29 protein-coding genes are annotated in these 26,853 nt (G+C 72.4%); 5 read left to right on the top strand and 24 right to left on the bottom strand.

What is annotated here, in order from left to right; genetic code table 11:
* Positions 1-186 precede the first annotated feature (186 nt).
* Together ACGFYV_RS20900 and ACGFYV_RS20895 are read left to right on the top strand one after the other, a co-directional pair.
* Positions 187-1,812: an IclR family transcriptional regulator C-terminal domain-containing protein gene (locus ACGFYV_RS20900; protein ID WP_393879897.1), complete on the top strand. Its 1,626-nt coding sequence runs from the start codon at positions 187-189 to the stop codon at positions 1,810-1,812.
* Positions 1,813-1,880: 68 nt separating this feature from the next.
* Positions 1,881-2,558, top strand: a complete 678-nt coding sequence (locus ACGFYV_RS20895; protein WP_393879896.1) for a Crp/Fnr family transcriptional regulator — start codon at positions 1,881-1,883, stop codon at positions 2,556-2,558.
* Between the two features lie 212 nt (positions 2,559-2,770).
* Here ACGFYV_RS20895 and ACGFYV_RS20890 read toward each other — a convergent pair whose 3' ends face one another.
* From ACGFYV_RS20890 to ACGFYV_RS20850, 9 genes are all read right to left on the bottom strand, one after another.
* On the bottom strand, positions 2,771-3,277 hold the full coding sequence (locus tag ACGFYV_RS20890; protein WP_393879895.1) for an ester cyclase: 507 nt from the start codon (positions 3,275-3,277) through the stop codon (positions 2,771-2,773).
* Positions 3,274-3,594 carry a Dabb family protein gene (locus ACGFYV_RS20885; RefSeq protein ID WP_393879894.1) on the bottom strand — a complete coding sequence of 107 codons (321 nt, stop codon included), beginning with the start codon at positions 3,592-3,594 and terminating at the stop codon, positions 3,274-3,276. The genes ACGFYV_RS20890 and ACGFYV_RS20885 overlap by 4 nt, the downstream gene beginning before the upstream one ends.
* 16 nt (positions 3,595-3,610) lie before the next feature.
* Positions 3,611-4,417 carry an SDR family NAD(P)-dependent oxidoreductase gene (locus ACGFYV_RS20880; RefSeq protein WP_393879893.1) on the bottom strand — a complete coding sequence of 269 codons (807 nt, stop codon included), beginning with the start codon at positions 4,415-4,417 and terminating at the stop codon, positions 3,611-3,613.
* 20 nt (positions 4,418-4,437) lie between these two features.
* Entirely contained in the window at positions 4,438-5,004 is a 567-nt protein-coding gene (locus tag ACGFYV_RS20875; protein ID WP_393879892.1) for a YceI family protein, read from the bottom strand.
* 73 nt (positions 5,005-5,077) lie between these two features.
* A complete protein-coding gene (locus tag ACGFYV_RS20870) occupies positions 5,078-6,175 on the bottom strand; it encodes an LLM class flavin-dependent oxidoreductase (RefSeq protein ID WP_393879891.1) in 1,098 nt (365 codons plus the stop codon).
* A gap of 6 nt (positions 6,176-6,181) precedes the next feature.
* The gene (locus ACGFYV_RS20865; RefSeq protein WP_393879890.1) at positions 6,182-7,036 is read right to left on the bottom strand and encodes an ABC transporter ATP-binding protein; all 855 of its coding nucleotides are present in this window, start codon (positions 7,034-7,036) and stop codon (positions 6,182-6,184) included.
* Entirely contained in the window at positions 7,033-7,893 is an 861-nt protein-coding gene (locus tag ACGFYV_RS20860; protein ID WP_393879889.1) for an ABC transporter permease, read from the bottom strand. Before ACGFYV_RS20860 ends, ACGFYV_RS20865 begins: the two co-directional genes overlap by 4 nt.
* Positions 7,890-8,879, bottom strand: coding sequence for an ABC transporter permease (locus ACGFYV_RS20855; RefSeq protein ID WP_393879888.1), 990 nt, complete (start codon positions 8,877-8,879; stop codon positions 7,890-7,892). The genes ACGFYV_RS20860 and ACGFYV_RS20855 overlap by 4 nt, the downstream gene beginning before the upstream one ends.
* A gap of 6 nt (positions 8,880-8,885) precedes the next feature.
* A complete protein-coding gene (locus ACGFYV_RS20850; RefSeq protein ID WP_393879887.1) occupies positions 8,886-9,926 on the bottom strand; it encodes an ABC transporter substrate-binding protein in 1,041 nt (346 codons plus the stop codon).
* Between the two features lie 400 nt (positions 9,927-10,326).
* On the opposite strand from ACGFYV_RS20850, the gene ACGFYV_RS20845 reads away from it, so the two are divergent.
* Positions 10,327-10,872 (top strand): flavin reductase family protein, encoded by a 546-nt coding sequence (locus ACGFYV_RS20845; protein WP_393879886.1) that lies wholly within the window; start codon positions 10,327-10,329, stop codon positions 10,870-10,872.
* Between the two features lie 59 nt (positions 10,873-10,931).
* On the opposite strand, the gene ACGFYV_RS20840 is transcribed toward ACGFYV_RS20845, so the two are convergent.
* From ACGFYV_RS20840 to ACGFYV_RS20780, 13 genes are all read right to left on the bottom strand, one after another.
* Entirely contained in the window at positions 10,932-11,840 is a 909-nt protein-coding gene (locus tag ACGFYV_RS20840) for an inositol monophosphatase family protein (protein ID WP_393879885.1), read from the bottom strand.
* Complete coding sequence (locus ACGFYV_RS20835) at positions 11,837-13,060, bottom strand: alpha-D-ribose 1-methylphosphonate 5-triphosphate diphosphatase (RefSeq protein WP_393879884.1); 1,224 nt, start codon at positions 13,058-13,060, stop codon at positions 11,837-11,839. Before ACGFYV_RS20835 ends, ACGFYV_RS20840 begins: the two co-directional genes overlap by 4 nt.
* Positions 13,057-13,896: an ATP-binding cassette domain-containing protein gene (locus tag ACGFYV_RS20830; RefSeq protein ID WP_393879883.1), complete on the bottom strand. Its 840-nt coding sequence runs from the start codon at positions 13,894-13,896 to the stop codon at positions 13,057-13,059. The genes ACGFYV_RS20835 and ACGFYV_RS20830 overlap by 4 nt, the downstream gene beginning before the upstream one ends.
* 17 nt (positions 13,897-13,913) lie before the next feature.
* Positions 13,914-14,768: an ATP-binding cassette domain-containing protein gene (locus ACGFYV_RS20825; protein ID WP_393879882.1), complete on the bottom strand. Its 855-nt coding sequence runs from the start codon at positions 14,766-14,768 to the stop codon at positions 13,914-13,916.
* Positions 14,765-15,748 carry an alpha-D-ribose 1-methylphosphonate 5-phosphate C-P-lyase PhnJ gene (locus ACGFYV_RS20820; protein ID WP_393879881.1) on the bottom strand — a complete coding sequence of 328 codons (984 nt, stop codon included), beginning with the start codon at positions 15,746-15,748 and terminating at the stop codon, positions 14,765-14,767. Before ACGFYV_RS20820 ends, ACGFYV_RS20825 begins: the two co-directional genes overlap by 4 nt.
* Positions 15,745-16,929 carry a carbon-phosphorus lyase complex subunit PhnI gene (locus ACGFYV_RS20815; protein ID WP_393879880.1) on the bottom strand — a complete coding sequence of 395 codons (1,185 nt, stop codon included), beginning with the start codon at positions 16,927-16,929 and terminating at the stop codon, positions 15,745-15,747. Before ACGFYV_RS20815 ends, ACGFYV_RS20820 begins: the two co-directional genes overlap by 4 nt.
* Complete coding sequence (locus ACGFYV_RS20810; protein ID WP_393879879.1) at positions 16,926-18,104, bottom strand: carbon-phosphorus lyase complex subunit PhnI; 1,179 nt, start codon at positions 18,102-18,104, stop codon at positions 16,926-16,928. The genes ACGFYV_RS20815 and ACGFYV_RS20810 overlap by 4 nt, the downstream gene beginning before the upstream one ends.
* Positions 18,104-18,796: a phosphonate C-P lyase system protein PhnH gene (phnH, locus tag ACGFYV_RS20805; protein WP_393879878.1), complete on the bottom strand. Its 693-nt coding sequence runs from the start codon at positions 18,794-18,796 to the stop codon at positions 18,104-18,106. Before phnH ends, ACGFYV_RS20810 begins: the two co-directional genes overlap by 1 nt.
* Positions 18,793-19,233 carry a phosphonate C-P lyase system protein PhnG gene (phnG, locus tag ACGFYV_RS20800; protein ID WP_393879877.1) on the bottom strand — a complete coding sequence of 147 codons (441 nt, stop codon included), beginning with the start codon at positions 19,231-19,233 and terminating at the stop codon, positions 18,793-18,795. Before phnG ends, phnH begins: the two co-directional genes overlap by 4 nt.
* Before the next feature lie 479 nt (positions 19,234-19,712).
* Positions 19,713-20,462, bottom strand: a complete 750-nt coding sequence (locus ACGFYV_RS20795; protein WP_393879876.1) for a GntR family transcriptional regulator — start codon at positions 20,460-20,462, stop codon at positions 19,713-19,715.
* A gap of 242 nt (positions 20,463-20,704) precedes the next feature.
* Positions 20,705-22,531: a phosphonate ABC transporter, permease protein PhnE gene (gene phnE / locus ACGFYV_RS20790; protein ID WP_393879875.1), complete on the bottom strand. Its 1,827-nt coding sequence runs from the start codon at positions 22,529-22,531 to the stop codon at positions 20,705-20,707.
* Positions 22,532-23,584: a phosphonate ABC transporter ATP-binding protein gene (phnC, locus tag ACGFYV_RS20785; protein ID WP_393879874.1), complete on the bottom strand. Its 1,053-nt coding sequence runs from the start codon at positions 23,582-23,584 to the stop codon at positions 22,532-22,534.
* Positions 23,581-24,528, bottom strand: a complete 948-nt coding sequence (locus ACGFYV_RS20780; protein WP_393879873.1) for a phosphate/phosphite/phosphonate ABC transporter substrate-binding protein — start codon at positions 24,526-24,528, stop codon at positions 23,581-23,583. Before ACGFYV_RS20780 ends, phnC begins: the two co-directional genes overlap by 4 nt.
* A 357-nt stretch (positions 24,529-24,885) precedes the next feature.
* On the opposite strand from ACGFYV_RS20780, the gene ACGFYV_RS20775 reads away from it, so the two are divergent.
* Together ACGFYV_RS20775 and ACGFYV_RS20770 are read left to right on the top strand one after the other, a co-directional pair.
* Complete coding sequence (locus ACGFYV_RS20775; RefSeq protein ID WP_393879872.1) at positions 24,886-25,371, top strand: DUF2975 domain-containing protein; 486 nt, start codon at positions 24,886-24,888, stop codon at positions 25,369-25,371.
* Positions 25,371-25,592, top strand: a complete 222-nt coding sequence (locus ACGFYV_RS20770; RefSeq protein WP_393879871.1) for a helix-turn-helix domain-containing protein — start codon at positions 25,371-25,373, stop codon at positions 25,590-25,592. The genes ACGFYV_RS20775 and ACGFYV_RS20770 overlap by 1 nt, the downstream gene beginning before the upstream one ends.
* A gap of 257 nt (positions 25,593-25,849) precedes the next feature.
* Here the strand turns inward: ACGFYV_RS20770 and ACGFYV_RS20765 are convergent, their stop codons facing one another.
* Together ACGFYV_RS20765 and ACGFYV_RS20760 are read right to left on the bottom strand one after the other, a co-directional pair.
* Entirely contained in the window at positions 25,850-26,020 is a 171-nt protein-coding gene (locus tag ACGFYV_RS20765; protein ID WP_393879870.1) for a hypothetical protein, read from the bottom strand.
* A gap of 16 nt (positions 26,021-26,036) precedes the next feature.
* Complete coding sequence (locus ACGFYV_RS20760) at positions 26,037-26,717, bottom strand: tetratricopeptide repeat protein (protein ID WP_393879869.1); 681 nt, start codon at positions 26,715-26,717, stop codon at positions 26,037-26,039.
* Positions 26,718-26,853: the final 136 nt, after the last annotated feature.

Here is a 26,853-nt window from a genome sequence, read left to right as displayed (position 1 = left end):
AGTGTGCGCCCGACCGGCACGCCTGTCAACGATCCCGACCGGCACGCCTGTGAACGATCCCGACCGGCACGCCTGTGAACGATCCCGACCGGCACGCCTGTGAACGATCCCGACCGGGGCGAGATGGTCGCGGTCGGTACCGTCTTGCTGCGAGGTCACAGGTGTCAGGCGATCGAAGGAGGCACGTTGCAGGGGACCAACGCGGCCGTCGGCCCGCTGGAACGCGGGCTCGGGGTACTGCGGGCGCTCGCGCGGGCGCCGGGCGGCCGGCTGCGCCGCAGCGACCTGGTGAGGCTCACCGGCCTCGCCCGCTCACCCGTCGACCGGATCGCCACCACACTCGCCCGCCTCGGACACCTGCGCGAGGAGGGCGACCGCGATCTCGTCGTCGCGCCGCGCCTGCTGGAACTCGGCCTCGCCTACCTGCACGCCTGCCGCATCCCCGAAACGCTGGGTCCGCTCGCGGCGCGGCTCGCCGACGAACTGGACGAGTCCGTCTCGCTCGCCGTCCCGGACGGGGACGCGGCGCGCTTCGTGGTGCAGACACCGCGCCGCCGTGCCCTGTCGGTCACCTTCCGCGTCGGCGACGCCCTCCCCGCCGAACTGTGCGCGCCTGGCGCGCTCTTCGCCGGCGACTGGGACGAGGGACGGTTCGCCCACTGGAGGCAACGGCTCCAGGACGACCCCGCCGACAGCGCCTTTCCCGCGCTGCCGCCCCTGTCCGGGCGGACGCGGCCGAGCGACGCGGACTTCCGGGCGCGTGCCGCACGGGCGCGCGAGGACGGCTGGAGCGTCGACGACCAGCTCGTCGAACCCGGTCTGATCGCTGTCGCCGTACCGGTCCGGGACGCGGACGGGCGGACGGTCGCCGCGCTCAGCGTGGCCAGCCACACCAGCCGCCACAGCGCCGAATCGCTGCGCGAGCACACGCTCGAACCCCTGCGCCGTACGGCCGGACAGATGCGCGCGGCCCTCGCCGAACCACCGGCACCACCGGCCGTGCCCGCGCCGGACCGGGACGCCTCCCGCGACCCCAAGGAGGAACTGGGCCCCGAGTACCTGCAGTCGCTCGCCCGCGGCCTCGCCGTGCTCACCGCGCTCGCCGCTCCCGGCGGCATGACCCTGACCGAGGTCGCCGAAGCCACCGCACTCCCACGGGCGACGGCCCGCCGCTCGCTCCTGACGCTCCAGCAGCTCGGCTACGTCGCGGCGGACGGCAACCGCTTCACCCCGCTCCCGCGCGTACTCGACCTCGGCTACGCCACCCTCTCGTCGCTGACCCTGCCGGAAGTGGCGCAGCCCCACCTGGTCGACCTCGTCCTCCAGGTCCACGAATCCGCCTCCGTCGCGGTCCTCGACGGGGGCGACATCCGGTACGTCGCCAGGGTCGCGGCCAGCCGGATCATGCGGGTCGACATCTCCGTAGGCACCCACTTCCCCGCCCACGCCACCTCGATGGGCCGCGTCCTGCTCGCCGGGCTCCAGCCCGAAGCCCTGACCACCTGGCTCGCCGGCATCGAACCGAAGGCGCTCACCGCCCGCACCGAAACCGATCCGAACCGCCTGGCGCGGGCGATCGAGCGGACCCGGCGCGACGGATTCGCGCTCGTGGAGCAGGAGCTGGAGGAGGGCCTGCGCTCGATCGCCGTCCCGCTCCGCACTCCCGACGGCCGCACCGTGGCCGCGGTGAACGTCTCCCTCCACGCCGGCCGCACCACCACGGACGACATCCTCACCCGCATCCTCCCCGCCCTGCGCCGGACCGCCCGGCGGATCGACGCGGACCTCGCACTGGTCCTCGCCCTCGGATGACCAGGACGCTTTCACAACACGGATTTCGCACCCTGGTATGCGTCGTGAGCGATCCATACCATGGGGGAGTGGACGAGATCCTGGCCAATACCGTGCTGTTCGCCGGGCTGCGTCCGGATGCGGCCCAGAGCCTGGAGCAGGTGGCGCGGCGGCGGCATGCGGAACGCGGTGAGGTGGTGTTCCGGCTCGGCGATCTCGGCACGTCGATGTACGTGATCACCCGCGGCAGAATCGGGATGACCCGTCCCGCCGGCGCGGACCGCGACAGCCTCCTGGCCATACTGGGCCCCGGCGACCTCCTCGGCGAACTCACCCTGTTCGACCCGGCGCCGCGCAAGGCCACGGCCACCGCCCTGACCGATCTCGAACTGGCCGAGTTCACGGAGCCGGCGGTACGCCGCTGGCTGCAGGAGGAACCCGACGCGGCATGGCACTTCCTGCAACTGCTCGCCCGCCGGGTCCGGCGCATCAACGACGCCCTGGAAAACCTCCTGCACGGCCACATCCCGCACCGCGTCGCCGGCATGCTCCTCGATCTGGCGGAGAAGTTCGGCACCCCGACAGCCGAGGGCATCCGCGTCGACCACGGCCTCACCCAGGAACAACTCGCGCACTACGTCGGGGCATCACGCGAGAGCGTCAACAAGTCCCTGTCCGAACTGGCCAGTCGGGGCGTCGTTCGCCTCGAACCCCGCTGCCTGGTCATCCTCGACATCGACAGACTGACGCACAAGGCGAACGCGTGACCGTGCCGCGCGTGACCGTGCCGCGCGTGACCGTGCCGCGCGTGACCGTGCCGCGCGTGACCGTGCCGCGCACGACCGCGATCACGCGTGACCGCACAAGGTCCCGGGCGCGGTGCGAACGGCCGTACGGCTCCTGATCGACAGGAGCCGTACGGCCGTGGTGCGCGGCGGACGCGGACTTCGCTGCTCACCGCCCGCGAGGCGGTACGCCGCTACCGGGACGCACCGTCGACCTCGATGCCGAGCAGCTCCGCGGTGATGGGAGCGCCGAGCTGGCGCAGCAGGCTCAGCTCGTCACCGAAGAACCAGGCCTCGGCGACCAGGCCCTCCTCGATGCGCCACACGCCGCACTCCAGGACCTCCAGGCGCCGGTGGGTGGCCGGGATGCCGAAGAGCCGGCCGGTGTGGGTGCCCCGTAGCGTCCACACGGCCCATACGCGGTCGTCCTTGGCGATGACGTCCTCGATCGTGTCGACGCGGTCGGAGATCGAGTGCGCGTCGTATCCCCGGCCGTCCTTCATGCCGGAGATGTCCGCCAGGGACGCGAATCCCCAGCGGTGATGGCGCATGCCGGGGCGCATGAACGTCCTGCGCTCGGCGACCGGCACCGACCGCAGCCGCAGGATCAGGTCGATGTTGGCCTGTTCCCGCGGGGTGTAGCCGAGCGGATCGACGTCCGCCGGCAGCGCCGCCGCGACCAGGCCGCGGACCGCGCTCATGCCGCCGTTCCGGCGGGGTTCCGTCCGACGACCCAGTCCAGGACGATCCGGCCGACGCAGGTCTCGTCCAGCCTGGGCAGCAGCGCCGCGTGGACGGGGTGCTTCTGGTAGCGGTCCAGCGCGTCCGTGTCCGCCAGACGGACCCGCATGCCGTGCGTGACCCCGGCGTCGAGGGACCGGGTGTGCAGGTTCGGGCCGGCGGTCAGTTCGATCAGGCCCGGCAGGACGGCGATGCCCGCGGCGAACTCGGCGAGCGCCTCGGTCACCGCCTCCTCCGCGCCCGGTCGCGCCTTCACGACGACGATGTGTTCGATCATGTGGCCTCCTTCTGGCCTACAGCGCGTTGACGGTGATCCCGCCGTCCACGACGAGCGACGTGCCCGTGATGTAGCCGGCCCGCCGGGACGCCAGGAAGGCCACCGCGTCGGCGACCTCGGCCGACTCGGCCCAGCGGCCGAGCAGCACGCCGAGCCTGGCGAGGTAGGCGTCGAGGAACTCCTCGGTCGTCCTGCCCGCCTTCTTCGCCGCCGCGGCGGCCCAGTCGAACCGCCACTCGGTGGCGACCAGGCCGGGGACCACGGCGTTCACGGTGATCCCCTCGGGCGCGAGGTCGCGGGCCAGATAGCGGGTGGCGTGGTGCATGGCCGCGTTGTTGAGGCCGTGGGTGAGGGCGCCCTCCCAGACCGTCTCACCGGCGACGCCACCGATGTTGACGATCCGGCCGGCACCGCTCTTGTCCAGCAGCGGGTGCAGCGCCCGGATGATCCGGAGCATGCCGACGGTCTTCACGTCCAGGTCGCCGGCCCAGTCGTCGTCGTCCCAGAACAACTGCCGGTCGAGCCGGCGCATCCGGTGCCCGGCGGCGATCACGAGGATCCGCACGCGGCCGAACTCCACCTCGATCTGGCGGGCGGCCGCCTCGACCGACGCCCGGTCGGTGACATCGGCCCGGATACCGACGACCGGCCCGGGGTGTCCCGGCGCCCGCAGTTCGGCCACCGTCTCGTCGAGGGTGGTCTTGGTACGGGCGAGCAGGACGACGCCCGCGCCCTCGGCGAGCAGCGCCGCCGCCGCGGCCTTGCCGATGCCGGTGCTGCCGCCCGAGACGACGGCCGTGGAGCCGGTGATTCCGAGATCCATGCGAGTCTCCGATCGCTCGGTCAGGACCGGGTGAGGACGAGCTCGATCTCCAGCGTGATCCGGACGAGGTCCGACACGATCGCGCCGCCGGAGTCGAGCGCGGCGCTCCAGGTGACCCCGAAGTCCTTGCGGCTGATCTCGGTGACGGCCGAGAAACCGGCCCGGATCGCGCCACGGTGCGAGATGACGCCGCCGAAGACCGTGTCGAGTACCACCGGCCGGGTCACGCCCTTGACGGTGAGGTCGCCCGGGATGTTCCAGTGCCCGTCGCCGGCCGGCACCGCCGGGCCGCCGGTGAAGGTGATGACGGGGTGGGTCGCCACGTCGAGGAAGTCCGCGGAGCGGATCAGCTCGTCGCGCTTGGGGTGGCCGGCGCTCACGGAGGCGACGTCGATGTCCGCCCGCACGGTCGCGGCCGGCGGGTTGTCGGCCGGGACGTCGACCGCGCCGTCGACGGCCCCGAACCGGCCGGTCACCCGGGCCACGGTCATGTGCCGCACGGAGAACTCCACGAGCGAGTGGGCCGCGTCGATCGTCCAGACGCCGGGCTGGAGCGGGGTCTCGGTAACGCTCTGCAGGGTGGTCACAGGGTTCCCTTTCTCGGGCTTCGTGTTCTCGGGATTCGTGAGGGAGAGGGCGAGGGTGAGGGGAGGAGGTCGGTCAGCTGGTGGTGGCGGAGTACGCGACGTGCTCGGCGGTCTGCACCGGGTCGATGAAGCGCGGCATCACCTCGTCGATGAAGCGGCGCATCGAGCGGGCGCCGAGGGCCGGGCTCATCTGCCCGTAGAGGAAGACCAGCGTCATGTGGCCGACGCCGGCGCCCTCGTACTCGCTGATCTTGCGGGCCACGGTCTCCGGGCCGCCGACGATCATGGCCTTCTCCAGGAAACCCTCCCGGTCCACGGCCGACACACCGACGATGCTGTTCTTGAACCCGGCCGCCTTCGCGGTCCCGCCGAACGACTTCCTCGACTGCTCGGCGAGGTAGTCGAGCGGCCCGGCGACGTCGGCCATGGCGGCTTCGTCGCTCTCGCCGACGTAGACCATCTTCTGCACCATCGACCACTCCCGCGCGAAGGCGAGCGTCTCCTCGTCGTGACCGGACGCGTTCAGCGTGTCGTGGTAGAGCCGCCACTTGCGTGCGGTCTCGGGCACGGCCTCCCGGGCGGTCATCAGCACCCACCCGCGCTCGGCCGTCTGGACGATGCCCTCGTCGGACAGCGCGGCGCGGCCGAACCGCGGCCCCGGCCTGGTGTACGGAGCCGGCATGATCCGGCGGGTCAGCACGCCCTGGGAGTGCGGCGTGGCGTACTCCAGGTCCGGGTCGTCCAGGCTCTTGCGCGTGGCCTGCTCCGCGATCCGGACGACCTCGTCCATCAGCGCGCCGCGCTGCAGCGGGTCCCGGCCGAGCCCCTTGTACTCCTGCGGGGACCCGCCGGTGCCGACGCCGATGACGCACCGGCCCCGGGTGAGGATGTCGAGGGTGTTGCACGCCTCGGCGAAGTTCATCGGATTCCACAGCGCCGGGACCGCGACCGACAGCACCACATGAGCGTTCGTCAGCTGCGGTGCCAGGTACGCCCCGAACGTGAACGGGTTGCCGTAGGTGTTGTAGCCGGTGAAGTGGTGCTCGGTGAGACACACTCCGGCGAACCCGCTGCGGTCGGCGAGGATCGCCTGCGCAGTCACCGCGTCGATCACGTCGAGGTCGTGGTCGGGCCCCGGGGACTGGGCGTTCAGGTATACCGAGAAGCGCATGGCGGTCTACTCCTTGGATCCGAGGGATGCGGGATCGAACGGTGCGGGGCCTCGTCGCGGTGAACCCGGGGATTCCGGCCGGCGCAGATGGTTCGCCACCTCCGTGCGGAGCTTGACGAAGTCGGCCGTGGCCCTGGTGGCGATCTGGTCACGAGGCGTCGGCAGCGCCACCGGGATGTCGGCGGCGACGGTGGCGGGCGGCCTGGTCAGCGCGATCACCCGATCGGAGATGTAGACACTCTCATCGATGTCGTGGGTGACGAACAGGACCGTGACATCGAACAGGTTGCGCACCGCCAGCGTGAGGTCCTCCAGGTCGATGCGGGTCTGCGCGTCGACGCTGGCGAACGGCTCGTCCATGAGCAGCACCTTGGGGCGGCACGCCAGGGCGCGTGCGATGGCGACCCGCTGCTGCATGCCGCCCGACAACTGCCAGGGGTAGCGGTGGAAGGCGTCGGCCAGGCCCACCGCCTCCAGGGACTCCTGGACCCGCGCCCTGCGCTCGGCACGCGGCACATGCGTCGCCTTCAGCGGAAACTCGATGTTGGCGCCCACCCGCAGCCACGGGAACAGCGAGCGGCTGTAGTCCTGGAACACGATCGCCAGATCACCGGGGACTCCCCGTACGGGTTCCCCCAGCACGCTCATCTCGCCCGAGGTGGGTTTGAGCAGGCCGGCGACACACAGCAGCAGGGTCGACTTGCCGGTGCCGGACGGCCCGACGATCGACACGAGTTCCCCGGGGGAGATCGTGAACGACACGTCGTCGATCGCGTGGTGCGTCATGCCCTTGGCGACGTACGTGTGCGACAGCCCGCTCACGTCGATCACCGGCGCCCGGGTCGTTTGCGTGTCGGTCACTTGCCTCGAACCCCCTTGTGCCAGCGCAGCAGCCGGCTCTCGACGGTGAGAAAGACGGTGTTGACCAGGTAGCCGGCGACGGCGAGCAGCACCATGGCGGCCCACATCCCCGTCATGTCGAAGTGCTGCTGGGCGGTGATGAGGCTGAAGCCGAGGCCGCTGGTGGCCACCACCCACTCGGAGAGCACCATGAGGATCAGCGCGAGGGCGAGCCCGATGCGCATCCCCGCCGCGACGGCCGGCGCGCTCGACGGCAGCACCACCTGCACCAGCCGGCGCCATCGGCTCAGGTGCAGGGCCCATGCGCCGAGCTGCAACCGGGGATCGATGGAAGCCGCCGCCGTCATGGTGTTGAGCAGGACCGGCCAGACACAGCCGAACGCGATCAGTGTCACCCGCATGCCCGTGGACGCCCCGAACAGCAGCAGGAAGACGGGTACGACCGCCGGGGTGGGCAGCGCCCGCAGGAACTGCGCCGGCGGGTCGATGATCTGACGCGCGGTCCGTACGGTGCCCGCGAGGACCCCGACCGCCGCGCCGATCAGCGACCCGAGCAGCCAGCCCGCCAGCATCCGGCCCATGCTCGGCGCCACGTCGGACAGGAAGGCCGTGGTCACGAACAGGTGAGTGGCCGGTCCTGAGAACCAGTCGGCGTGGATCCGGTGGAAGATCGCGGTCGGCGGCGGGAAGAACAGGTCGCCCGCGCCGCTCGCCGCCCCCTGCCAGACGAGCAGCAGCAGGGCGAGCACCCCGAACCGCGCCACGGCGCCCTTGCCCAGTTCGGCCACCAGACGGATCCGGCGAGCCGGCCGGCGCAGTCCCGGTCGGCGCGTCAGACCGGCCGTCGTCAGGGTCATGACGCCCCCTCCCGTCCGTGCCACGGGAACGCGCGCCGTTCGATCGCGCTGGCCGCGGAGTTCAGGGCCAGGCCGAGCAGTCCGGCGACCGCCACCGAGGCGTACACGAGGTCGGCGTGGAAGCCGCCTCGGCTGGAGTCGAGGATGAACGCGCCGATCCCCCGGGTCGTTCCGATGATCAGTTCGGCGGCGACGGTGACCACCAGAGCCAGGCCGACCGCGATGCGCACACCGGCCCCGATGGCGGGCGCCGCCGAAGGGACGACGACGGTGCACACCCGGCGCGGCCATGTCGCCCCGAACAGGCCGGCCGTCTGCAGAGCGACCCCGTCCACGTCCTGGACGCCGTGCACCGTGTTGAGCAGGATCGGCCAGAAGACCGCGAGGGCGACCGCGAGGACCACACTGGTCTGCCCGAGCCCGACCGTGAGGGTCAGCAGCGGGATGAGCGCCACCGCCGGCAGCGGCCGCAGCACGTCGATCACCACCCGGGTGGCCCGCAGGGCCGCGGGGAACAGCCCCAGCAGCAACCCGCAGACCACCGCCGCCGGCGCGGCCACCACCATCGCGAGCGCGGCGGAGCCGAGCGTGTACCCGATGTCGGACAGGAAGCGCGACGCGGTGAGCAACTCGCCGAGCCGGGCCACGATCGTGGTGGCCGGTGGCAGATAGCGCGGTTCGACAAGACCGCACCAGCTCACCAACTGGTCGGCGAGACAGAGCGCGAGAAGGCCCACCAGCCCGCGGACGAAGGCACTCCCCGCCGCCGCCCGTGCGCCCCGGACGGACCGGCGCGGGCGCCATGGCGCGGCTGCCGAGGCTGTCGAGGCCGTCGACGAGGTGAAGGCGGTCGAGGCGGTCGAGTCCGTTGAGGCCGTTGAAGCCGGGGGGTTCGTGGAGGCCGGGGGGTTCGTGGAGGCCGTGGAGTTCGTGGAGGTCGTCGGGGTGTTCCGGGCCGTGTCCATGGCCGGTTTCCAGGTGGGCATCGCCGGTCAGCTCCCGGACGGGGCCGGCGCGGCGAACGACTTGCCGGCGTCGATCCTGGCGGTGAGCAGGCCGTTGGCCACCATGAGGTCGGCCAGGGACTGCAACGCGGCCGTGTCCGTCACGTTCCGGATGTACGTCGGCAGCGTGATGCTCTTCGCCAGTTGGTCGCTGACGCCGCTGTATCGGGGCATCAGCGCGCGGACGACGCTCTGGTCCGCGTCCGCCTTCCGGTCGGCGGCGGTGAGACCGTCGCGGAAGGCGGTGACCGCCTTCGGGTTCTTCTGCACGTACGCATTGGTGGCGACGTACGCCCCGATCAGCATGCCCTTGTTGCCGCCGGTGAAGACGTCCAGCACGTCGTTCGTCCCGAGGTGCTGCTTGATCTCGCTCTGGAACGGCTCGGGCGTGCACACCGCGTCGGTGACCTTGTTGCGCAGGGTGCTCTCGTGGTCGACCTGGGGCACCGTCACGAGCTTGACCTTCGTGGCGTCGACGCCTGCGGCCTTGAGCAGGTTCGGGACGGCGAGGGCGCAGGAGGAGGTCGGCGACGGGATGGCGACCTTCTTGCCGACCAGGTCGGCAGGCTTGGTGATCCCGGAACCGGAGCGGCTCAGCACCCGGATCTGGCCCGGCGTCCCCTGGTCACCGAGGGCGACGATCGAGATCGGCAGGCCCTTCGCCTGGGCGGCGAGGGCGTCGGGCACGGTCGCCCACACGATCGGGTACGCGCCGGACATCAGCCCGACGATGGTGGACTGGGCGCCCTGGTGGGTGTGCATGGCGACCTTGACGCCCGCCTGTTCGAACATCCCGGACGACGCGCCGTACGCCGCTGCTGCGCTGGAGGCGTTCGGCGGCGCGTCGACCGTGATCGTCGGCGCGGTGTTGCCGGCCGCGGCCTGGGTTCCGCCGCCGGCCGCGGCCGACGTCGCCCCGGACGACCCGGAGCAGGACGCCAGGGCCGACGCCGAGACGGCGGCCGTGACGACGACGTACGCACATCGAGCGAGTCGGCCCGGCCGACATGTTCGTGCTCGGCTTGTCATGACGATGCACCTTCCCTTCACTGTTGTCGGAGTGACGGGTGCGGCCTCGACAGCCCCCGATCGCAACGGTCCGCACTGACGGTTGCGCTGGTGTGTGCCCGGCGGAATGACTGCTCGTCACCGCTCGGGAATGAGTCCCTGATGACGCCGAATAAAAGCCGACATCGATCGCACGGGTCAATCGAACTCCGTGTGGAATCCTGCACTTCGCGACGGTCGGCGAATGTCTTGACCCGATGCGGGGCAGCGTGAATTGTTGAAGTGACCTGTGCCTGCGGCTTCGCGGGGGACGGCCACTCACCTGCACCGTGTCGGATTCTGCACAGAAGATTGTGCCGGGCCGGTATTCCCTGCTTCGCTGAATCGGCCATACCTCTGCCATGACATTCGAGGAGTCCGAATGAGCACGGCGTTCACCGACTGCATGTCGATGTCCCCCATGGTCAATCTGGCGGGTTACGGAGTTGAGGCCGACCATTTCCGGTCGCTGGCCGCCGCACTTCCGACGGGCGTCAGCGTCGTCACCACGCTGACGGCGGACGGCGCGCCGGTCGGCATGACGTCGGGCGCGGTGTGCGGCCTGTCCTGCGAACCGCCGCTCGTGCTCGTCTGCATCGCGAGGGGTTCGCGGACGCTGAGGGAGATCAAGGGCCGGCGGAGCTTCTGCGTCAACGTGCTGGCGTCAGGGGCGGACGCGCTCTCGAACCGGTTCGCGTCCGCGGGCGGTGACAAGTTCACCGGCGTCGACTGGCGGCCGGGGCCGGGGGGCGTGCCGGTCCTGTCCACGGGCACGACCGCGCACGCGGTCTGCGAGCTGTACCAGATCGTCCCCGGCGGCGACCACGAGATCGTCATCGGCCTGATCGTCGCCGGGGACTCCGATCCCTCGGATTCGCCGCTCGTGTACTACCGCCGTACCTACGCGGGGTTCGACGCCCTTGCCTGAGCCGGGTCGCGGCGGGCCGGTGCGCACACGATGTCCGCCCGGCCCGCCACCCCGTCCGCTCAGATACCCGGTGCCGAGACCGGAACCGGTACCGAGACCGGTGCTGAGGGTGCGACCGGTGCCGAGGCCGTACCCACGGGCCCCGTTTCCGCCGCGTCGGCTGCCTCCGCGAGCACCGACACCAGTTCCGCCGCCAGTTGGGGCGTCGCGGCGACCACGCCCGACCAGCGACGGGTGAGGTCGGTGTCGAAGGACAGCGGGCGGCCCCGTACGTCGAGGACCGCGCCGCCCGCCGCCGGGACCATGACCGCGGCGGCGGCGAGGTCCACCAGACGGTGGGTGTCCGAGCAGGCGTCGGCGAACGCGTCGATGGCGCCTTCCGCCACCAGCGCCGCCTCCAGGCACGTCGTCGACAGGATCCGCACCCGGTGGACCCGCGAGGCCGCCGCCCACCACGCTGCCGCCGGACCCGGCTCAGCGGTGTGCGGGCGCAGCATCGACAGCGCCGAGCCGGCCAGTTCGCGCCGGCCCGACGTACGGTACGCTGCCGGACGGTCGCGGTGGGCCCACCAGGAGCGGCCGGTGTCCAGCCACACCGTGAACGCCTCGGTGAACTCCCCGGCCACCGCGACGGCACCGGCGAACGCGGTGAGCGGGACGCCCGCGGCACCGTTCGCCGAGCCGTCCAGCGGGTCGATCACCAAGGAGACCTCGGAGCCCTTGTCCAGCCAACCGGACTCCTCCGAAAGGACGTTGACGTGGTGCGGTGCGAGCGCCGCCAGGACCGCGTCCTCCACCAGGCGGTCGATCCGCATCGTGGGGGTGCCGTCGGCGCCCTCCGCGACCGTCTGAGCCAGCTCCTCCCGGCCGAGGGCGGCGCGGGCCTCGCGGTACGCGGTGAGGGAGGCGCCGGCAGCGGCGGTCAGCGCGGGGTGGGCGTCGTCGTACGCGTCGGGTGAGTACGTCATCGGGACACCGCCCCGGCGAGCAGTCGGGCGAACGACAGCGGCGCCTGCGCCGCGTCCCGGGTCTCCTCCGCGAGCAGCGACATGCGCAGCGTGTGCTGGCCGCCGTGGAGGGTGAGGACGATCAGGTCGGCGCGCAGTCCGGGCGCCAGGGCCCCCCGGTCGTCGAGCCCTGCCGTGCGGGCCGCGCCGGAGGTGATCAGCGACACCGCGCGGTGGAGCGGCAGCACCCCCCGCCCGGCCAGTCCCAGTGCCGCGGCGAGCAGGGTGGTCGGCATGTAGTCGCTGGAGAGGTTGTCCACCAGGTCCAGCGCGACCAGCTCCTCCGCGGCGACGTTCCCGCTGTGCGAGCCACCGCGCAGCACGTTCGGGGCGCCCGCGACGACGGGCATGCCGGCCGCCCTCGCCGCACGGGCCGCCTCGACCGTGGTCGGGAACTCCGCGACCGCCGCTCCCGCGCCCCGCACCTCCTCGACCTGCTCGGCGCTCTCCACGTCGTGCGCCAGCAGCCGTACCCGCCCGGACCGGGCCCAGGCGCCCAACTGCTCCAGGGTGCGCGCCCGTTGCGCGAGGCCGGGCGCACGGGCCGCGATCCGTTCGCGGACGTACCGCTCGGCGCCCTCCTCGTCGAGGTTCTCGGACTGCCGGATCATCGCGCGGAAGGAGTCCAGGTCGCGGTACTGGCCCTGCCCCGGGGTGTGGTCCTCGTAGCTCACCAGCGGCGCCACCCCCCGGTCCGGCAGGGCGGCCAGGACATCCTGAAGGACCTTCAGCGCCTCGGCGTCCCGCGCGTCGAGGCGGTGCAGCAGCCGGTGGTCGACGAGGGCCTGCCCGGAGTCGGCGCGCTCGCGCACCGCCGCGGCCAGCGCCGTCGAACGGGTTATGGTGCGGTCCTTGAACACGTTGGTCTGGTAACTGACGGCGTGGTACATCGTGGTGACGCCCGCCGCACGCACCCGGCCCTCGAAGCTGGCCACCGCGAACTCCGGCGCGAACTCCACCGTCGGACGCGGCCGTTGCTCCTTCTCCAGGGCGTCGCTGTGGGTGTCCACGACACCCGGCATCACCAGCGCGCCCCGCAGGTCCTGGGCCTCGGCCGGCACCCTGCCGGGCACCGCCGGTCCGGCCTCGACGACGATGCCGTCCTCCACCACCAGCAGCGCGTCGTCCACAGTGCGGTCGGGCAGTACGGCTCGGGCGTGAGCGAAGACATGACGGCTCATCGGGCCACCTCCAGCGGCAGGCTCGGATCGTGCAGGATGTCGCCGGGCGCGCCCGAGGCCAGTACCCGGCCACCGCCGAGGACCACCACGCGGGTCGCGAGGCGTTCGATGGCGTCCAGGTCGTGGAAGACCGACAGCACCGCGGTGCCGGTGTGCTCCAGACGCGCGATCAGCTCCAGGACGGCCTCCCGGTTCGCCGGGTCGAGGGCGGAGACGGGCTCGTCGAGCAGCAGCAGACGGGGTGGGGCGATGGTTCCGGCCGCGATGTTGACGCGCTGCTTCTGACCGCCGGACAGCACCGTGGCGTGCATGTCCCACAGGTTCTCGGCGATGTCCACCTGGCGCAGCGCCGCCGCGGCGGCGTCGCGGGCGGCGTCCCGGTCCATGCCCCGGGCCGTGCCCGAGGAGGACACGATGTCCAGGACGGACCGGCGCGGCTGCGGACGCAGGAACTGCGACACATAGCCGATCTCCCGGCCGCGCAGGTCGGCGGCGTCCGCGTCGGCCAGCGCCGCGACGTCGACCAGGGCGCCCGCCGCGGTGCGGAACCAGATGGCACCGCCGCCCGCCAGGTAGGTGCGGTACACGCAGCGCAGCAGCGTGGACTTGCCGGCGCCGGACGTGCCGGCCAGGGCCACGTGCTCGCCGGGCCGCACGTCGACGTCGACACCGTGAAGGGCGCCCACGGTCCGGCCGTCGACGGTGTGCAGGGTGAACGACTTGCGCAGGCCGCGCACCGACAGCACGGTGTCGTCGGGGACCGAGCCGGCGGGTGCGGGTGCGGGTGCGGGAGTGGAAGAAGTGGGAGTGGGAGTGGGCGTAGGTGCGGGGGTCATGGTCGGGTTCACTGCGATCATCCTCGGGCCGCCGCGACGAGCTGCTGGCTGTAGGGGTGCTGGGGATCCTCCAGCAACTGGTCGGTCAGACCGGTCTCGACGACCCGGCCGTGCTGCATCACCAACACCCGCCGGGTGAGCATGTCGATGACGCCGAAGTCGTGGGAGACGACGACCGCCGCCACCCCCGTCTCCTCCAGCAGACCCCGCAGCAGGTCGAGGACCCCGGCCGCGACCGACGCGTCCAGACCGGTGGTGGGCTCGTCGAGGAGCAGCACCGGCGGCTCGTTGGCGAGCGCCTTGGCGATCTGCACGCGCTGGCGCATGCCGCCGGAGAAGGTGCGCACCAGGTCGTCCATGCGGCTCAGCGGCACCTCGACGCGCTCCAGCAGGGCCGCCGCCCGGTCCCGGATCTCCGCGTACCGGCGCCAGCCCACGGCGGTGAGCGGGTCGGCGATGTTGCCGCCGGCCGTCACGTCCAGGTTCAGCCCGGCCGCCGGGTCCTGGTAGACCGCCGCCATGTCGCGCAGCCGCAACCTGCGCCGGTCGGACGGGTCGAGCGTGCCCAGGTCGACGGCGCCGCCGGCGACGCTCCTGAGCCGGATGGAGCCGGCCGTGGCCCGCTCGTCGCCGGCCACGCACCGCATCACGGTCGACTTGCCGGAGCCCGACTCGCCGATGATGCCCAGCGCCTCACCCGGCGCCACGTCGAAGGAGACGTCCCAGGCGGCGACGACCGCGCCGGTCTGCGGGGAGACGGCGGTGCCGAACTCGGGTCCGGTGCCGGCCAGTGAGGCGGGACCGGGATCGCCGTAGACGCGGCCGAGGCCGCTGACCTTCAGTGCCCACGGGGGCGGGACGGGGGTACTCACGCGTGCTGCTCCTCGTCGTACGGCCGGGCCTCGGCCGGGTGCGGGTCGTCGCCCTCGGCGACGGGGATCCAGGGCCGCCCGGGGATCGGGTCGGGGGCGTCGCCGGAGCGGCGCCGGCGGCAGAAGTCGGTGTCCGAGCAGACCCAGGTGCTGAACGTGCCGTCCTCGCCGGGCTCCTGGACGATGTACGTGTCGGCGCTAGCGCACAGCCGGCAGACGGCGCCGGGGGTGAACTCCACCTCGAACGGGCGGTCCTCGAACGTGAGCGGCTCCACCCGGGTGTGCGGGGGCACCGCGAACAACCGCTTCTCGCGCCCCGCCGAGAGCACGGTGATCGCCTCGGAGTCGTTGAGCCTGGGCACGTCCCAGCGCGGGATCGGGCTCGGCGTCATCACGTACCGGCCCTCGACCAGCACCGGATAACCGGCCGCCGCGGTGATCACGCCGTTGTGCACGACGTCCTCGTACAGGCGGACCCACATCTTGGCGTAGTCGGCCTCGGCGTGCATGCGCCGCTGCTCGTCCATCTCCTTGACGATCCCGGCCAGCGGTTCGGCGCCCGGCACCTGGAGCACCAGGACCTGACCGTCCGTCAAGGGCTCTTCGGGGATGCGGTGTCGGGACTGGATGACGTCGGCGGCCCGGGTGTCGGTCTCCTCCTCGCAGCCGACGTGGTCGGTGACCAGACGGCGCAGATTGGAGGCGTTGAGGCCGGCGTCCTCGCCCTGATCGATCACCTTGAGCTTCGAGTCCTCGCCGACCAGGGCCAGGGTGGCCTGGAGCCCGCCGGAGCCCCAGCCGCGCGCCACCGGCATCTCCCTGGAGCCGAAGGGAACCTGGTAGCCGGGGACGGCGAGCGCCGTCAGGATGGCGCGGCGGATCTCCCGCCGGGACAGTTCGTCGAAGATGCCGGGCCTGGGCGCGGGCCCGGCGAGCCGGGCGGTCAGGCCCTCGGCCGGGCCGGCGGGTGCGGTGGTCATACGGGTCCTCCGGATCGGGGGCGGTGTGCGCGGGCGGCCTCCGCCCGGTCCAGGACCGAGCGGTGTTCGACGTGGTGCGGCAGGAGCAGGTGCTGGAGGTAGCCGGTGGCGTCCAGCCCGTCGAGGGTGAGCAGAACGTCGTACTGGAGGTCCGCCGCGCCCTCGTGGTGGGTGAGGAGCAGGTCGAGTCCGGCCATGGAGATCGCCTTGCGCTCGTTGTGGCCGAGGCAGACGCCGTAGCCGACGTCGAGCCGGGCGGGCAGGTCACCGGCCTTCGGCAGGCTGTGGAAGGTCTGCACCTCGCTCACCCGCACGCCGGCGACCCGGACGGGCCGGCCGGTGAAGGGGTGGGTGACGCGGACCGGGAGGGCGCCGTGTCTGAGTTCCCCGGGGACCTCGTGGCCCGAGGGACGCCAGTCGGAGCCGTACCAGAGGTGCAGCAGCGAGCCGGTGTCCGCGCGGGCCATCGTCTGCAGCCACGCCGAGCGGGGAAGGCCCGGCCTGACCGGCCGCCGGGTGATGTCGTACGGGTCGGGGTCGTCGTGAGGTGCGACCGGCCCGACCACGCCCATCACGCGGAAGACCGACAGGATGTGACCGGGCGTCCGCTCCACGGCGTCCGCCGGGTGCGTGACATCGCGTTCCGCGGCGGCATCCTCAGGGCTGTGGCTGTGGGTGTCGCTGTGGGTGTGGCTTTGGTTGTGGTCGTGGTCGTGGTCGTGGCTGTGAGGGTGAAGGTGATCGCCGTGGTGGTGCGGATGGGCGGCAGGGGCCGGGTCCGTGCGCGACTCCCGGTGGCGTTCGCGGCCCTCGCCCTCGGGGAGCAGGTCCAGGAGGCGGCCCACGTAGTCGAGGGTCCGGCCGAGCACCTGGCCGCCGGGCGGGTTGCGGAACGCCGAGCTGATCCGCCGGGCCACCCGCAGTTCGGCGGTGTGCACCGGGTCGGAGACCGCGAGCCGGGGCAGGCCGGTGCGGTGGGCGCGCAGCAGATGGGCCGCGTCGACGGGGTCGCCCCCGGCCTGCCGCAGGGCCCGCGCCGCGTACTCCGGCGCCCACAGGCCCGCCTCGCCCATCACCCGGTCGACGGCGAGGGGGAGCCGTTCGAGTATCTGGTCGAGCCCGAGCCAACCGGGTTCCGTTTCCGTGCCGCCGGTCGTCTCAGGGGAGTCGGTCACGGTCATCGGGCCGCCTCCGTCCGTCCGGGCGCGGCCGAGGCGGCGTGCACCGCGCGGATCCGGTCCAAAGTGGACCGGAAGTCCACGTAGTGCGGCAGTTTGAGGTGTTCCAGGAATCCGGACGCCTCCGGGCCGTCCAGGGCGATCAGCACGTTCTGCTCCAGTCGGTCGGTCACCGGGTCGCGGTGCACCATCAGGTCGAGCGCCGCCATCCCGAGGGCCTTGGCCTCGCCGTCCCCCAGGCACAGGCCGTAACCGGCGTCGAAGCGGCTGCCGTCGGCGCGCGGCCGGTCGTCCGGGCGGACCGTGCGGGCCTCGGTGACGGTGATCCGGGCGACCGTGACCGGGCGTCCGGACACCGGGTGCGGCATGCGCAGCGGCAGCCGGCCGCGCCGCACCTCCAGCGCCGCGTCGGAGGCGCTGTGCCGCGGAGAACGGGTGGCCGTGTACCAGAGGTGGGTGAGCGAACCGGTCTCCGCGCGGGCCAGCGCGCTCAGCCGGGCCGAGCGCGGGGTGCCGGGCCGGGCCGGGGCGCGGGTGATGTCGTACGGCTCCGGGTCGGCGGCCTCGCGCCTGGAGGCGAGCAGGCCCGCAGCCTCCAGACCGGAGTCGAACGGCCCGGGGCGCCCCGGCGCGCCGGCTCCTTCACGTGGGCGGCTGTCCGCCGGCGTGCCTTCGGTGCGACGGGGGGCGGCGCGGTGGGGTGCGGTGCTGCGGAGGGCGGCGCGGCGGCGCAGGGTGTCCTCCGGGGTGAGGTCCAGGATCCGCGGCGCGTGCCGGTCGCCGGGATCGGACAGCCCGCCGGGACCGGGCAGCCCGCCGGGACCGGGCAGCCCGCCGTCCGGCGGGGTGCGGTAGGCCGGTACGACCCGCCGGACGGGCACCAGTTCGGCGGCTTCGGCGGGCCGGCTGTAGCCCAGCCGGGGGAGTGTCGACCGGTGCGCGCGCAGCAACTGCGCGGCCTCCAGCAGATCCCCCTGGGACTGGCGGACGGCACGGGCGGCGAGTTCCGGTGCCCACAGGCCCGCCTCGCCCATCACCCGGTCCACCGCCAGCGGCAGCCACGCGGTGATCTGGTCCAGTTCCAGCCAGGCACTGCGGCCGCCGTAACGGGCGGCGCGCACCATGCGTTCGGCGGCGGCGATGGCCTCCTGGCCGCCGCGTACTCCGGCGTACCCCATCAGCCGGCCTCCGCCGCGCGGACCCGGGTGGTGCGGGGCAGCCCGGCGACGCGGCCGTCGGCGGCGACCAGGAACACGTCGACACCACACGGGAACGAGGCGTTGGCGCGGGCCAGCGCGTCCAGCACGGCCGGCTCCAGGCCGCGCACCCGCAGGCGGCGTTCGGTGCCGTCGGGCACCCCGGGACCGGACAGCAGGAGGTCCACGTCGTGCGGGCCCTCCCCGTCGAGCGCGTCGACCGACGCGAACAGGCGGGCGCCGTTCTCCGGCGCGAGCGGCGTGCCCACGTCGAGGGCGTCCACGTCCTCGGCGGTGACCGGACGCAGCGCCACGACGGTGCGGGCGCGGGGGAGTTCGGCGCGCGGCGCGGAGGTGGCGGCGTGCAGGGACTCGGCCCACTCCGTGTCGCCCGGACCGGCCAGGACATGGGTGTGGACCTCGACGTCCAGCAGGCCGCAGGCGGCCACCGCGACAGCGGGAACACCCTCGGGCACCTCCAGGGTGCGGACCCGGCCGGGCCGGGCGAGCACGTCGAGCAGCGCGTCGAAGTCGCGCTGCGAGGCGCGGGACGTACGGCGCAGGGCGCGGATCCGGTCGGCGGCCGACAGTTCCCTACCGATGTCGGTTTCGGTGCCGGTGCCGGTGCTGTTGCCGGTGCGGGTTCGCGGGGCGAGGGTCGGTGTCTCGGTCATACCAGTTCCTCGAAGGCGACGGTGGTGGCGGTGACGTCGGCCCATTCGGCGGCCTCCTCGGCGGCGAGCCGTGCCGCCACCTCGGCGCAGAGCGCGTCGATCCGGGCGGCGGCGGGCCCGCCGGCCTCGGCCAGCGCGTCCAGCAGGGCGCCGGCGAGGGCGGCGACGCGGTCGTCGCCGGGGCGCATGCACCAGCCGGGGACCCCGCTCACCTCGACCGAGCATTCGGTGACGAGGACCTCGCCCAGGTAGAAGCGGGTCTCCTCGACGGGCTCGCGGACCTGGAGGACGACCATTCCGGTCTCGGGCCCTTTGACCACGGTGGGTTCGGGGCCGCCCGACTCGGCGATCAGCCGTTCGGCGAGCGGCACGATGTCGTCGTGGTCTGCGGCGGCCAACAGCTCGCACCGCCGTTCGCGGCTGGCAGGGGAAGGCACAGGGACTCCTTGTCCGAAAGGGGGTGGGTGATGAGGGGGTCTCGCGCCCGGGGCTCGGCTCGGCCCGGCGCGGCAGGCGTCGTCGTCGCGGGGGACCGGGTCCGGCGCGAGGTGTGCCGCCCGCCGGAGGGCGGGTCCGGCCGTGTGCCGGGGGTGGGCGTGGCCCGCGCGAGGCGAGGGGCTGCCGGCGTCATCGGCCGTGTTGCTGCCTGCCTGCCTGCCTGCTTGCTTGCCTGCGTGCGGCGGGCAGGGCGGTGCCGCCCGGCGCCTGGCGAAGGGCGGCGGGCCGGGGATGGCGAAGGGGCGGGAGGTGAATTCGGTGAGGCGGATTCGGTGAGGCGAATTCCGGGAGGCGGATCGTGGGCGGTCGGGAAGGGGGAGTCGGGTACGGGGGAGAGGCCGAGGGGCCGGTGAGACCGTCGAGTTCAGGGAGTTCAGGGAGTTCAGGGAGTTCAGGGAGTTCAGGGAGCGCAGGGAGCTCAGGGAGAGGGGCAGGGGCAGGGGCAGGGGCCGACGGGACCGTCGAGTTCGACGATGATCCGGGTGCTGTCCGGCCGGGTCCAGGAGGAGCTGCACATCACCGTGCGACCGGTGGCCGCGTCCCGGCTCAGGCTCTCCACCAGCCACACCGGCCGGTTGTACTCCGTCTCCAGCCCTTCCGACACGCGGCGGTCGGGCAGCACGCTGCTCACCCGGCACCAGGCACGGACCGGGGTCACTCCGCACATCTGCCGCAGGATGGTGTCCAGCGACTCGACGGCGTGCACGGCCGCGTCCAGTTCCGGCAGCATGTCCACCGGGATCCACTCCTGGGACCAGCCGTTGAGCAGTCCGTCGATGTACGACTGCCGGGTCAGCAGGTGGACCGCGCTGCCTTCCTCCCGCTCCAGCCGTTCGGCGATGACGCCGGTGACCGGGACGGTTCTGACGTCGCGCACCACGGTGCGCAGCTCGCCGCCCGCGTCGCGGATGGTCTGGTGCATCGAGGGGGCGCGGCTCTGCGAGAGCACGTAGTCCAGCGGGCGGTTGACGAAGGTGCCCGCGCCCCGGACCCGGCGGACCAGATAGCGGCCCGCCAGCTCCTGCAGGGCGGATCGTGCGGCTGCCCGGCTGACGCCGAAGCGGGCGGCGATCTCGTGTTCGCTCGCGACCCGGGTGCCGGCCGGCTGGTCGGCGATCTCCGCGGCGATGGCCTCGGCAATCTGGGTGTATCGGTTTCGACTGGGCACGCATCCACTCTGACCTGGAATGTTGTCCGGACAGGTTGGCGATATGAACCATTCCGGTCCCGGAAGGTGAACGGTGGGAGCAGTTGTCGCCGTCCCGGACGGCTCAGGGAACGCCCGAGGCTGCTGCCCCGGACGGCTCCGGAAACGCACGAGGCCGCCGCCCCTGGCGGGGCGGCGGCCTCGTGGGAACAGGCGCGCGGCGGATGTCGCGGTCGAGTGTCGCGAGCGCGTATCGGGTTCCGTCAGGCGTACACCTTGCGTACCCAGACCGCCAGGCCCTCGATGAGCAGGACCACGGCCAGCACCATCAGCACCACGGTGGTGACCACCGGGAACTGCAGGACCCGGGCCGCGTTGAGCAGGTCGTAGCCGATGCCGCCGGCGCCCACGATGCCCAGCAGCGTCGCCGAACGCACGTTGACGTCGAGCTGGTACAGCACATGCCCCACCACGGCGGGCCAGGCCCGCGGCAGGGTCGAACCGAAGAACGCCTGGTGCCTGCGGGCGCCCGCGGCGATCAGTGCACGGGTCGGACCGGGGTCCGTCTCCTCCAGTGAGTCGGCCACCAGCTTGCCCAGCAGTCCGACCGAGCCGACCCCCAGAGCGAGCGCGCCGGCGACCGCGCCGAGTCCGGTCACCACGACGAACACGATCGCCAGCACGAGTTCCGGTATCGCCCGCACCGTCAGGACGAGGGTGCGGAAGAAGCGGGCCACCCGGGGCGAGCCGACGACGTTGCGGGCAGCGAGGGCGCCCAGCGGCAGCGCGAGCACCAGTCCGATGAGGGTGCCGGCCAGCGCGATCTGGAGGGTGACCCACAGATCGGCCAGGAGTTGCCCGCCGATTCCGCCGGTACGGGGCGGCAGGAAGTCGCCCAGGGTCGGGAGGAGCGATTCGGCACCGCGCCCGAGCGTCGTCCACGACAGGCCCGAACGCACCGCCGAGGCCGCCAGCAGGGCGAGGGTCAGCACCAGCCAGGAAGTCCGGCGGATGCGCCGGGCGTCCCAGCGCGGCAGGGTGCGGCGCGGAACGGGCTTTGCAGACAGGACGCGTGCGGCGGCCGGACCGATGACTGCTTCCTGTGCCCGCTGCCGCTCCGGTGGTCGCGCCGCGCGCGCCGCGTGTGCCGCCTGCGGAGCCCGCGCCGCCTGCGGAGCCGCACTCCGCGCGTCGGCACGGCGTCCGCGGCCACGTCGTCGGCCCGTGGTGGTCACGTCCTGGAGCAGGGTGCGGCGGACGGCACCGGAGACCGTCTCGGCGACGAAGCAGAGCACCAGCAGGACCAGCGCGAGAGCCATGGCCCGCCGGTAGTCCAGCGTGCCGATGGCCGTGGCCAGCGCGTATCCGAGGCCGTCCACGCCGACGAATCCGAGGACGGCGGAGGCGCGGAGGTTGATGTCGAGCCGGTGCAGCGCGGTCGCCACCAGGGACGGCAGTGCCTGCGGCAGTACGGCCCCGGTGATCTGCTGGAGTCCCCCGGCACCCGTCGCGCGCAGCGCGGTACGCGGGCCCTCGTCGGTCTGCTCGAAGGCGTCGGCGTACAACTTGCCGACCATGCCGACGGAATGGATGCCGAGCGCCACCACACCGGTCATGCCACCCAGGCCGAAGACCCGGAAAGCGGCGATGGCGAAGACCACCTCGGGCACCGCCCGGCACAGCACGACGACCGCGCGCGAGACGCCCCGGGCGGCGGGCCCGGGAGTGGTGTTGCGTGCGGCCAGCAGTGCCAGCGGGAGGCTGAGCACCACTGAGAGCAGGGTCGCGCTCAGGACGATCGCCAGTGTCTGCCAGGTCAGCGAGAGCAGTTCGCCGGCGGGCGGGAAGTCCAGCGGCAGCATCCGGGAGAGGAAGTCCACCGCGTTGCCGGCGCTGTCGGCGAGGGTGGCGACGTTCAGGCGCAGCGCGACGAACGCCCACACCCCGGCGCCCACGCAGACCAGCAGCGCCGTCGCCGCGCTCAGCCCGGCCGCCGTCGGCCGGGCCAGGGTGCGCCGCGGCGCACGCGGGACGCCGGTACCGGGCTTCGCGGCGGGGACGGCCCGGTGACGCTGTTCGACGACGGCCACTCAGTCCTCCTTCCCGACGGCCCCGGACGGGACGGCCCTTGGCACGGCAGAAGCGTGCTGAACCGCGGCTCCCGCGGCTCCCGTGGACCCCGTGAACCCCGTGGACCTTGTGGCTCCCGCGGCTCCCACGGACCCGGCAGCCCCCACAGCCCCCACAGCCTCCACGCCCCCCGAGCCCGGCACGAAGACCTCGCTCCCGGCTCCGGCCTCGCCTGCGGCCTCGGTTCCGACCTCGGCCCCGACCTCCTCGTACAGCCGCATCACCGTCGAACGGCCGATGCCATGCGTGGCGACGTCCATGACGACCCGCCCGGAGCGCAGACCGATGATGCGGTGCGCCCAGGACAGGGCGAGGTCGACCTGGTGCAGGCTGCACAGCACCGTCAGCTTCCGCTCCTCGGCGACCCTGGCCAGCAGCCGCATGACCTGCGCGGAGGACTCAGGGTCGAGGGAGGCGACGGGTTCGTCGGCGAGCAGCAGCGCCGGTTCCTGCATGAGGGCGCGGGCCACCGCGACCCGCTGCTGCTGACCGCCCGACAGGGTGTCCGCGCGCTGGAAGGCGTGCGCGGCGAGACCGACCTGCTCCAGACCGTCCAGCGCCCGCTCGCGCACGGCCCTCGGATAGCTCGGGAGCCCGAGCCGGGGACCGCGCAGCGAGCCGAGGGCGCCGGTGCAGACGTTCTCCAGGACGGTGAGGCGGCCGACCAGGTGGAACTGCTGGAAGACGAAGCCGATCCGGCGGCGCAGCCCGCGCAGTTCGGCGCGGCCGGCTCCGGCCAGGCGGGTGCCGAGCACGGTACCGTCACCGGAGGTGGGCACCTGGAGGCCGTCGAGATGGGCGAGGAGCGTCGACTTGCCGGATCCGGACAGCCCGAGCAGGGCCACCACTTCGCCGGGCCGCACCTCGAAGGAGACGTCGTCCAGGGCGAGCAGCGAGTCGCCGCCGCTGCCGAACCGCTTGGTCAGGCCGTTCAGCCGGATCACCGGCTCCCCGTCACCGGCCGGGCGAGCGGCGCTGCGCGGGGAGCCGGCGGCGGAGAGCGGGGCTGTCACGAGCCGCCCTTGCACTGCGCGTCCTTCGTCGCGTCGCAGACCGCGCGGACGCTGTCGTAGTCGGAGTCGCTCACCTTGGCGAAGCCCCAGCTGCCCTCGACGAGGCAGCCGTCGCCCGAGCAGTAGCCCTTGGACGCCATGTAGTCGGCGTTGGCCTTGTTCACGAACGTGTCGATGATCTTCGTCCGCAGGGAGGGTGCCAGGTCGGTGGAGACGGCGGCGGGCGAGCCGGGGATCTCGTCGGACTTCCAGACGACCTTGAGCTGACCCTTCTTGATCTTGCCCTGCCTGATCAGGTCGGTGTCGACCATGTCGTCGTAGGCGAAGCCCGCGTCGCAGTCGCCGGAGGCGACGGAGAGCACCGAGGCGTCGTGGCCGCCGGCCATCACCCTGGTGTAGTCGGCGGGCTTCACACCCGCCTTCACCAGACCGGCCTGCGGGTAGAGGTAGCCGGAGGTCGAGGTCGGGTCGACGAAGCAGACCTTGTGGCCCTTGAAGTCGGCGAGGCTGTTGATGTCCTTCGTGTCGCCGCGCGTGATGCCGTACGACCTGTACCCCGGCTTCGCGCCCTTCGTGGCGACCGCGGCCCCGGCCAGCTCCACGCCGACGCCGCTGTCCTTGGCGACGACGTAGGAGAGCGGACCGTAGATGGCGATGTCCGCCTTGTGCGCCCGCTGCGCCTCGATCACGGCGGCGTAGCTGGTGGCCTTCTGCATCTGGACCTTCTTGCCGGTCTCGGCCTCCAGCAGCTTGATCACCGGGGCGTAGTCCTGGGCCAGTGACGTCGAGTCCTCTGACGGGATCGCGGCGACCACCAGGGTGCCGGGGTCCCGTTCCGCCGACGTGGAACCGGTGTCAGCGGCACTTGTTCCGCAGGAGGCGAGGGTCAGCGGCAGCAGCGCTGCCGCGGCGGCGAGGGGCATGCGGCGGAGATGGCGGGGCATACGTCGTCCTTCGGGTGTTTCGGGTGCATGAGGTGGAGCGGTGACCAAGCACACCTTCAGGAGGTCAGGTGTGCATACCCGGCGCCGTCGGTTATGAGTGTCTGAACGCTGCGGAAGGTAATGAGCAACTTGACCGGACAACCGGAGCGCGTCTGGTGTGTCTGGCGTGTCTGGTGTGTCCGGAGCCGTGATCAGCACGGTCCGCTCCCCGGTGACCGCATCACCTGCTCCGTCCCTGCTCCGCCCCACCCGCCCCACCCTTGCTTCATCTATCGAAACTCGATAGATTCCCATCGTCATTCGATGGGAAGATTCAATGGGTGGATCCGATGGACGGATTCGACGGAAGGACGGGTCGTGGGGAAACTGGCAGTTCGCGCGCTGCGCGCCGTGCTCGTGGTGGTGCTCGCCGGCACCGTGTTCATACAGGCATCGATGGTGTGGGCATTGGCGAACGACCCGGAGGACGGGTCGCTGCCGCTGACCCCGCTGCGCCTGATCACGATCCTCGGCATGGTCTCGGTCCAGGTCGCCGTGGTCTGCGTATGGCGACTGGTGACGATGGTGCGACGCGGAACCGTGTTCTCCCACGCCGCCTTCCGGTACGTGGACGGCGTGATCGGCGCGATCGTGACGGCCGCCCTCGTGTGGTTCGCGGTCACCGCCGTCAACGCGCCCGGCCAGCGGGACGACCCGGGCGTCACCGTCATCATGGGCGGGATCGGCCTGGCCATCCTGGGGGTCGCGCTCATCGTGCTCGTACTGCGGATGCTGCTCGCCCAGGCCGTCGCGCGCGACGTCGAAGCGGCGCAGATGCAGGCCGAGTTGGACGAGGTGATCTGATGCCGATCTCCGTCGACATCGACGTGATGCTGGCCAGGCGGAAGATGTCCGTGGGCGAACTGGCGGACCGTGTGGGGATCACGCCCGCCAACCTGGCCGTACTCAAGAACGGCCGCGCCAAGGCGGTGCGCTTCGCGACGCTCGCCGCGCTCTGCGAAGTACTGGAGTGCCAGCCGGGCGACCTGCTGCGCTGGGAGGCCGAGGATGCCGGCGGCGGATGAGATGCCCCAGGGCGGGGCGGCAGGCACCCACGACGGGCGAACCGGCCGTGCGACACCCGCTCCTGACCGTTCTCAGGACCGTGCTCAGGACCCTTTCAGGAACGCTTTCAGGACTGATCTCAGGACCGCTTTCAGGGGTGCTGTCGCGTCGCAAGACGGCGATGGGGGCCTGGCGTTCCGGTGGCCAGCAAGTGGAATTCAGCTGGAGTACACGCCGTTTCAAGATCGTGTCGCCAGAGTGCCGCCCCGTGCCTACCTCACACTCGCGTGCCGGCGACATGCCCGTCGCGGGTCAGCAGATCACCGGTGACGGTGGCGGCGCCCTCCTCGTGCTGGGCAACGGTGTGCAACGCGCTGATCTTCTCCCCGGGCGGCCCCCCGAGCGAGCGGACCGAGTGCGGGCCGAGACCGCTCGTCGCAGTCCTCAACGAGTGGCGGTGACTGTCAATACCCCGTCAAATCCTGGGAGCGTATGTGCGTGCGGGCCTGCTCGATCCACCCCGACACGGCTTTGGCGCCGCAGCTCTCGGCGACCGACTGGGCCTGGTCGAGGTGGTGGAGGGCCGTCGACGGGTCGCCGGTTTCGGCAGCGAGGTGGGCCAGCGCGACCAGGCCGGCCGCTTCCCCGGGCCTGAAGCCGATCTCCCGGCGCAGCGTCACCGATTCGGTCAACCGTTCACGGGCCCGATCGAAGTGGCCTGCGTCCGTGTCGGTGAAGCCGAGGTGGCGGACCGCATACGACATCGTCATCCGGTCATCGACGGATTTCGCCAGCGCGTACGACCGCTCGAAGTACGGCTTGCCGGTGACGCCGTCGCCTTTCACCACCTGATGCCAGCAGCCGACCCAGAACAACGCGTCCGCCTCACCCGACGCGTCCCCCAGACGCCGGTACAACTCGGCCGCGCGCTCGAACAGCACCAGTTCCTGGCTGTTCTCCTCGCGTTCGTTCAGGAAACGGACGTGCAAGACCTTTCCCCGCGCCAGGGAAAGTGGTGCCTCGATCGCGTCCAGGGCCTCGTCGGACCGGTCCAGCGCGGTGGTGTCCCCGCCGAACATCGCCGCCTCGAACAGCTCTCCCGCGCGTTCGATCCAGTCCTGCCCTCGCATGCCCTGCCCCCGCATACCCTGCCCCTCCCCGTCGGACGACTTGCCGCGCTGAGGCTATCCCCGCACTCCGCGCGAAGCTCCGCATTTTGCGGCAGCGGCCCCGCAACGGCCCTGCAGCGGTCCTTCCCCGCACCCGGACCTGCTCGAAGCA

The organism is Streptomyces sp. NPDC048297, assembly GCF_043201585.1.
Lineage (GTDB): Bacteria > Actinomycetota > Actinomycetes > Streptomycetales > Streptomycetaceae > Streptomyces.
Note: the sequence above shows the minus strand (reverse complement) of the source record. Positions and strands in the feature narration are given on the sequence as shown.

Bases quoted from the DNA above. Each gene is read 5' to 3' on its own strand.
- ACGFYV_RS20890 (WP_393879895.1), bottom strand. From the start codon at position 3,277: ATGAGCGCGGTCCGCGGCCTGGTCGCGGCGGCGCTGCCGGCGGACGTC.
- ACGFYV_RS20885 (WP_393879894.1), bottom strand. From the start codon at position 3,594: ATGATCGAACACATCGTCGTCGTGAAGGCGCGACCGGGCGCGGAGGAG.
- ACGFYV_RS20880 (WP_393879893.1), bottom strand. From the start codon at position 4,417: ATGGATCTCGGAATCACCGGCTCCACGGCCGTCGTCTCGGGCGGCAGC.
- ACGFYV_RS20870 (WP_393879891.1), bottom strand. From the start codon at position 6,175: ATGCGCTTCTCGGTATACCTGAACGCCCAGTCCCCGGGGCCCGACCAC.
- ACGFYV_RS20860 (WP_393879889.1), bottom strand. From the start codon at position 7,893: ATGACCCTGACGACGGCCGGTCTGACGCGCCGACCGGGACTGCGCCGG.
- ACGFYV_RS20855 (WP_393879888.1), bottom strand. From the start codon at position 8,879: ATGCCCACCTGGAAACCGGCCATGGACACGGCCCGGAACACCCCGACG.
- ACGFYV_RS20850 (WP_393879887.1), bottom strand. From the start codon at position 9,926: ATGACAAGCCGAGCACGAACATGTCGGCCGGGCCGACTCGCTCGATGT.
- ACGFYV_RS20845 (WP_393879886.1), top strand. From the start codon at position 10,327: ATGAGCACGGCGTTCACCGACTGCATGTCGATGTCCCCCATGGTCAAT.
- ACGFYV_RS20840 (WP_393879885.1), bottom strand. From the start codon at position 11,840: ATGACGTACTCACCCGACGCGTACGACGACGCCCACCCCGCGCTGACC.
- ACGFYV_RS20835 (WP_393879884.1), bottom strand. From the start codon at position 13,060: ATGAGCCGTCATGTCTTCGCTCACGCCCGAGCCGTACTGCCCGACCGC.
- ACGFYV_RS20830 (WP_393879883.1), bottom strand. From the start codon at position 13,896: ATGACCCCCGCACCTACGCCCACTCCCACTCCCACTTCTTCCACTCCC.
- ACGFYV_RS20820 (WP_393879881.1), bottom strand. From the start codon at position 15,748: ATGACCACCGCACCCGCCGGCCCGGCCGAGGGCCTGACCGCCCGGCTC.
- ACGFYV_RS20815 (WP_393879880.1), bottom strand. From the start codon at position 16,929: ATGACCGTGACCGACTCCCCTGAGACGACCGGCGGCACGGAAACGGAA.
- ACGFYV_RS20810 (WP_393879879.1), bottom strand. From the start codon at position 18,104: ATGGGGTACGCCGGAGTACGCGGCGGCCAGGAGGCCATCGCCGCCGCC.
- phnH (WP_393879878.1), bottom strand. From the start codon at position 18,796: ATGACCGAGACACCGACCCTCGCCCCGCGAACCCGCACCGGCAACAGC.
- ACGFYV_RS20780 (WP_393879873.1), bottom strand. From the start codon at position 24,528: ATGCCCCGCCATCTCCGCCGCATGCCCCTCGCCGCCGCGGCAGCGCTG.
- ACGFYV_RS20770 (WP_393879871.1), top strand. From the start codon at position 25,371: ATGCCGATCTCCGTCGACATCGACGTGATGCTGGCCAGGCGGAAGATG.
- ACGFYV_RS20760 (WP_393879869.1), bottom strand. From the start codon at position 26,717: ATGCGGGGGCAGGGCATGCGAGGGCAGGACTGGATCGAACGCGCGGGA.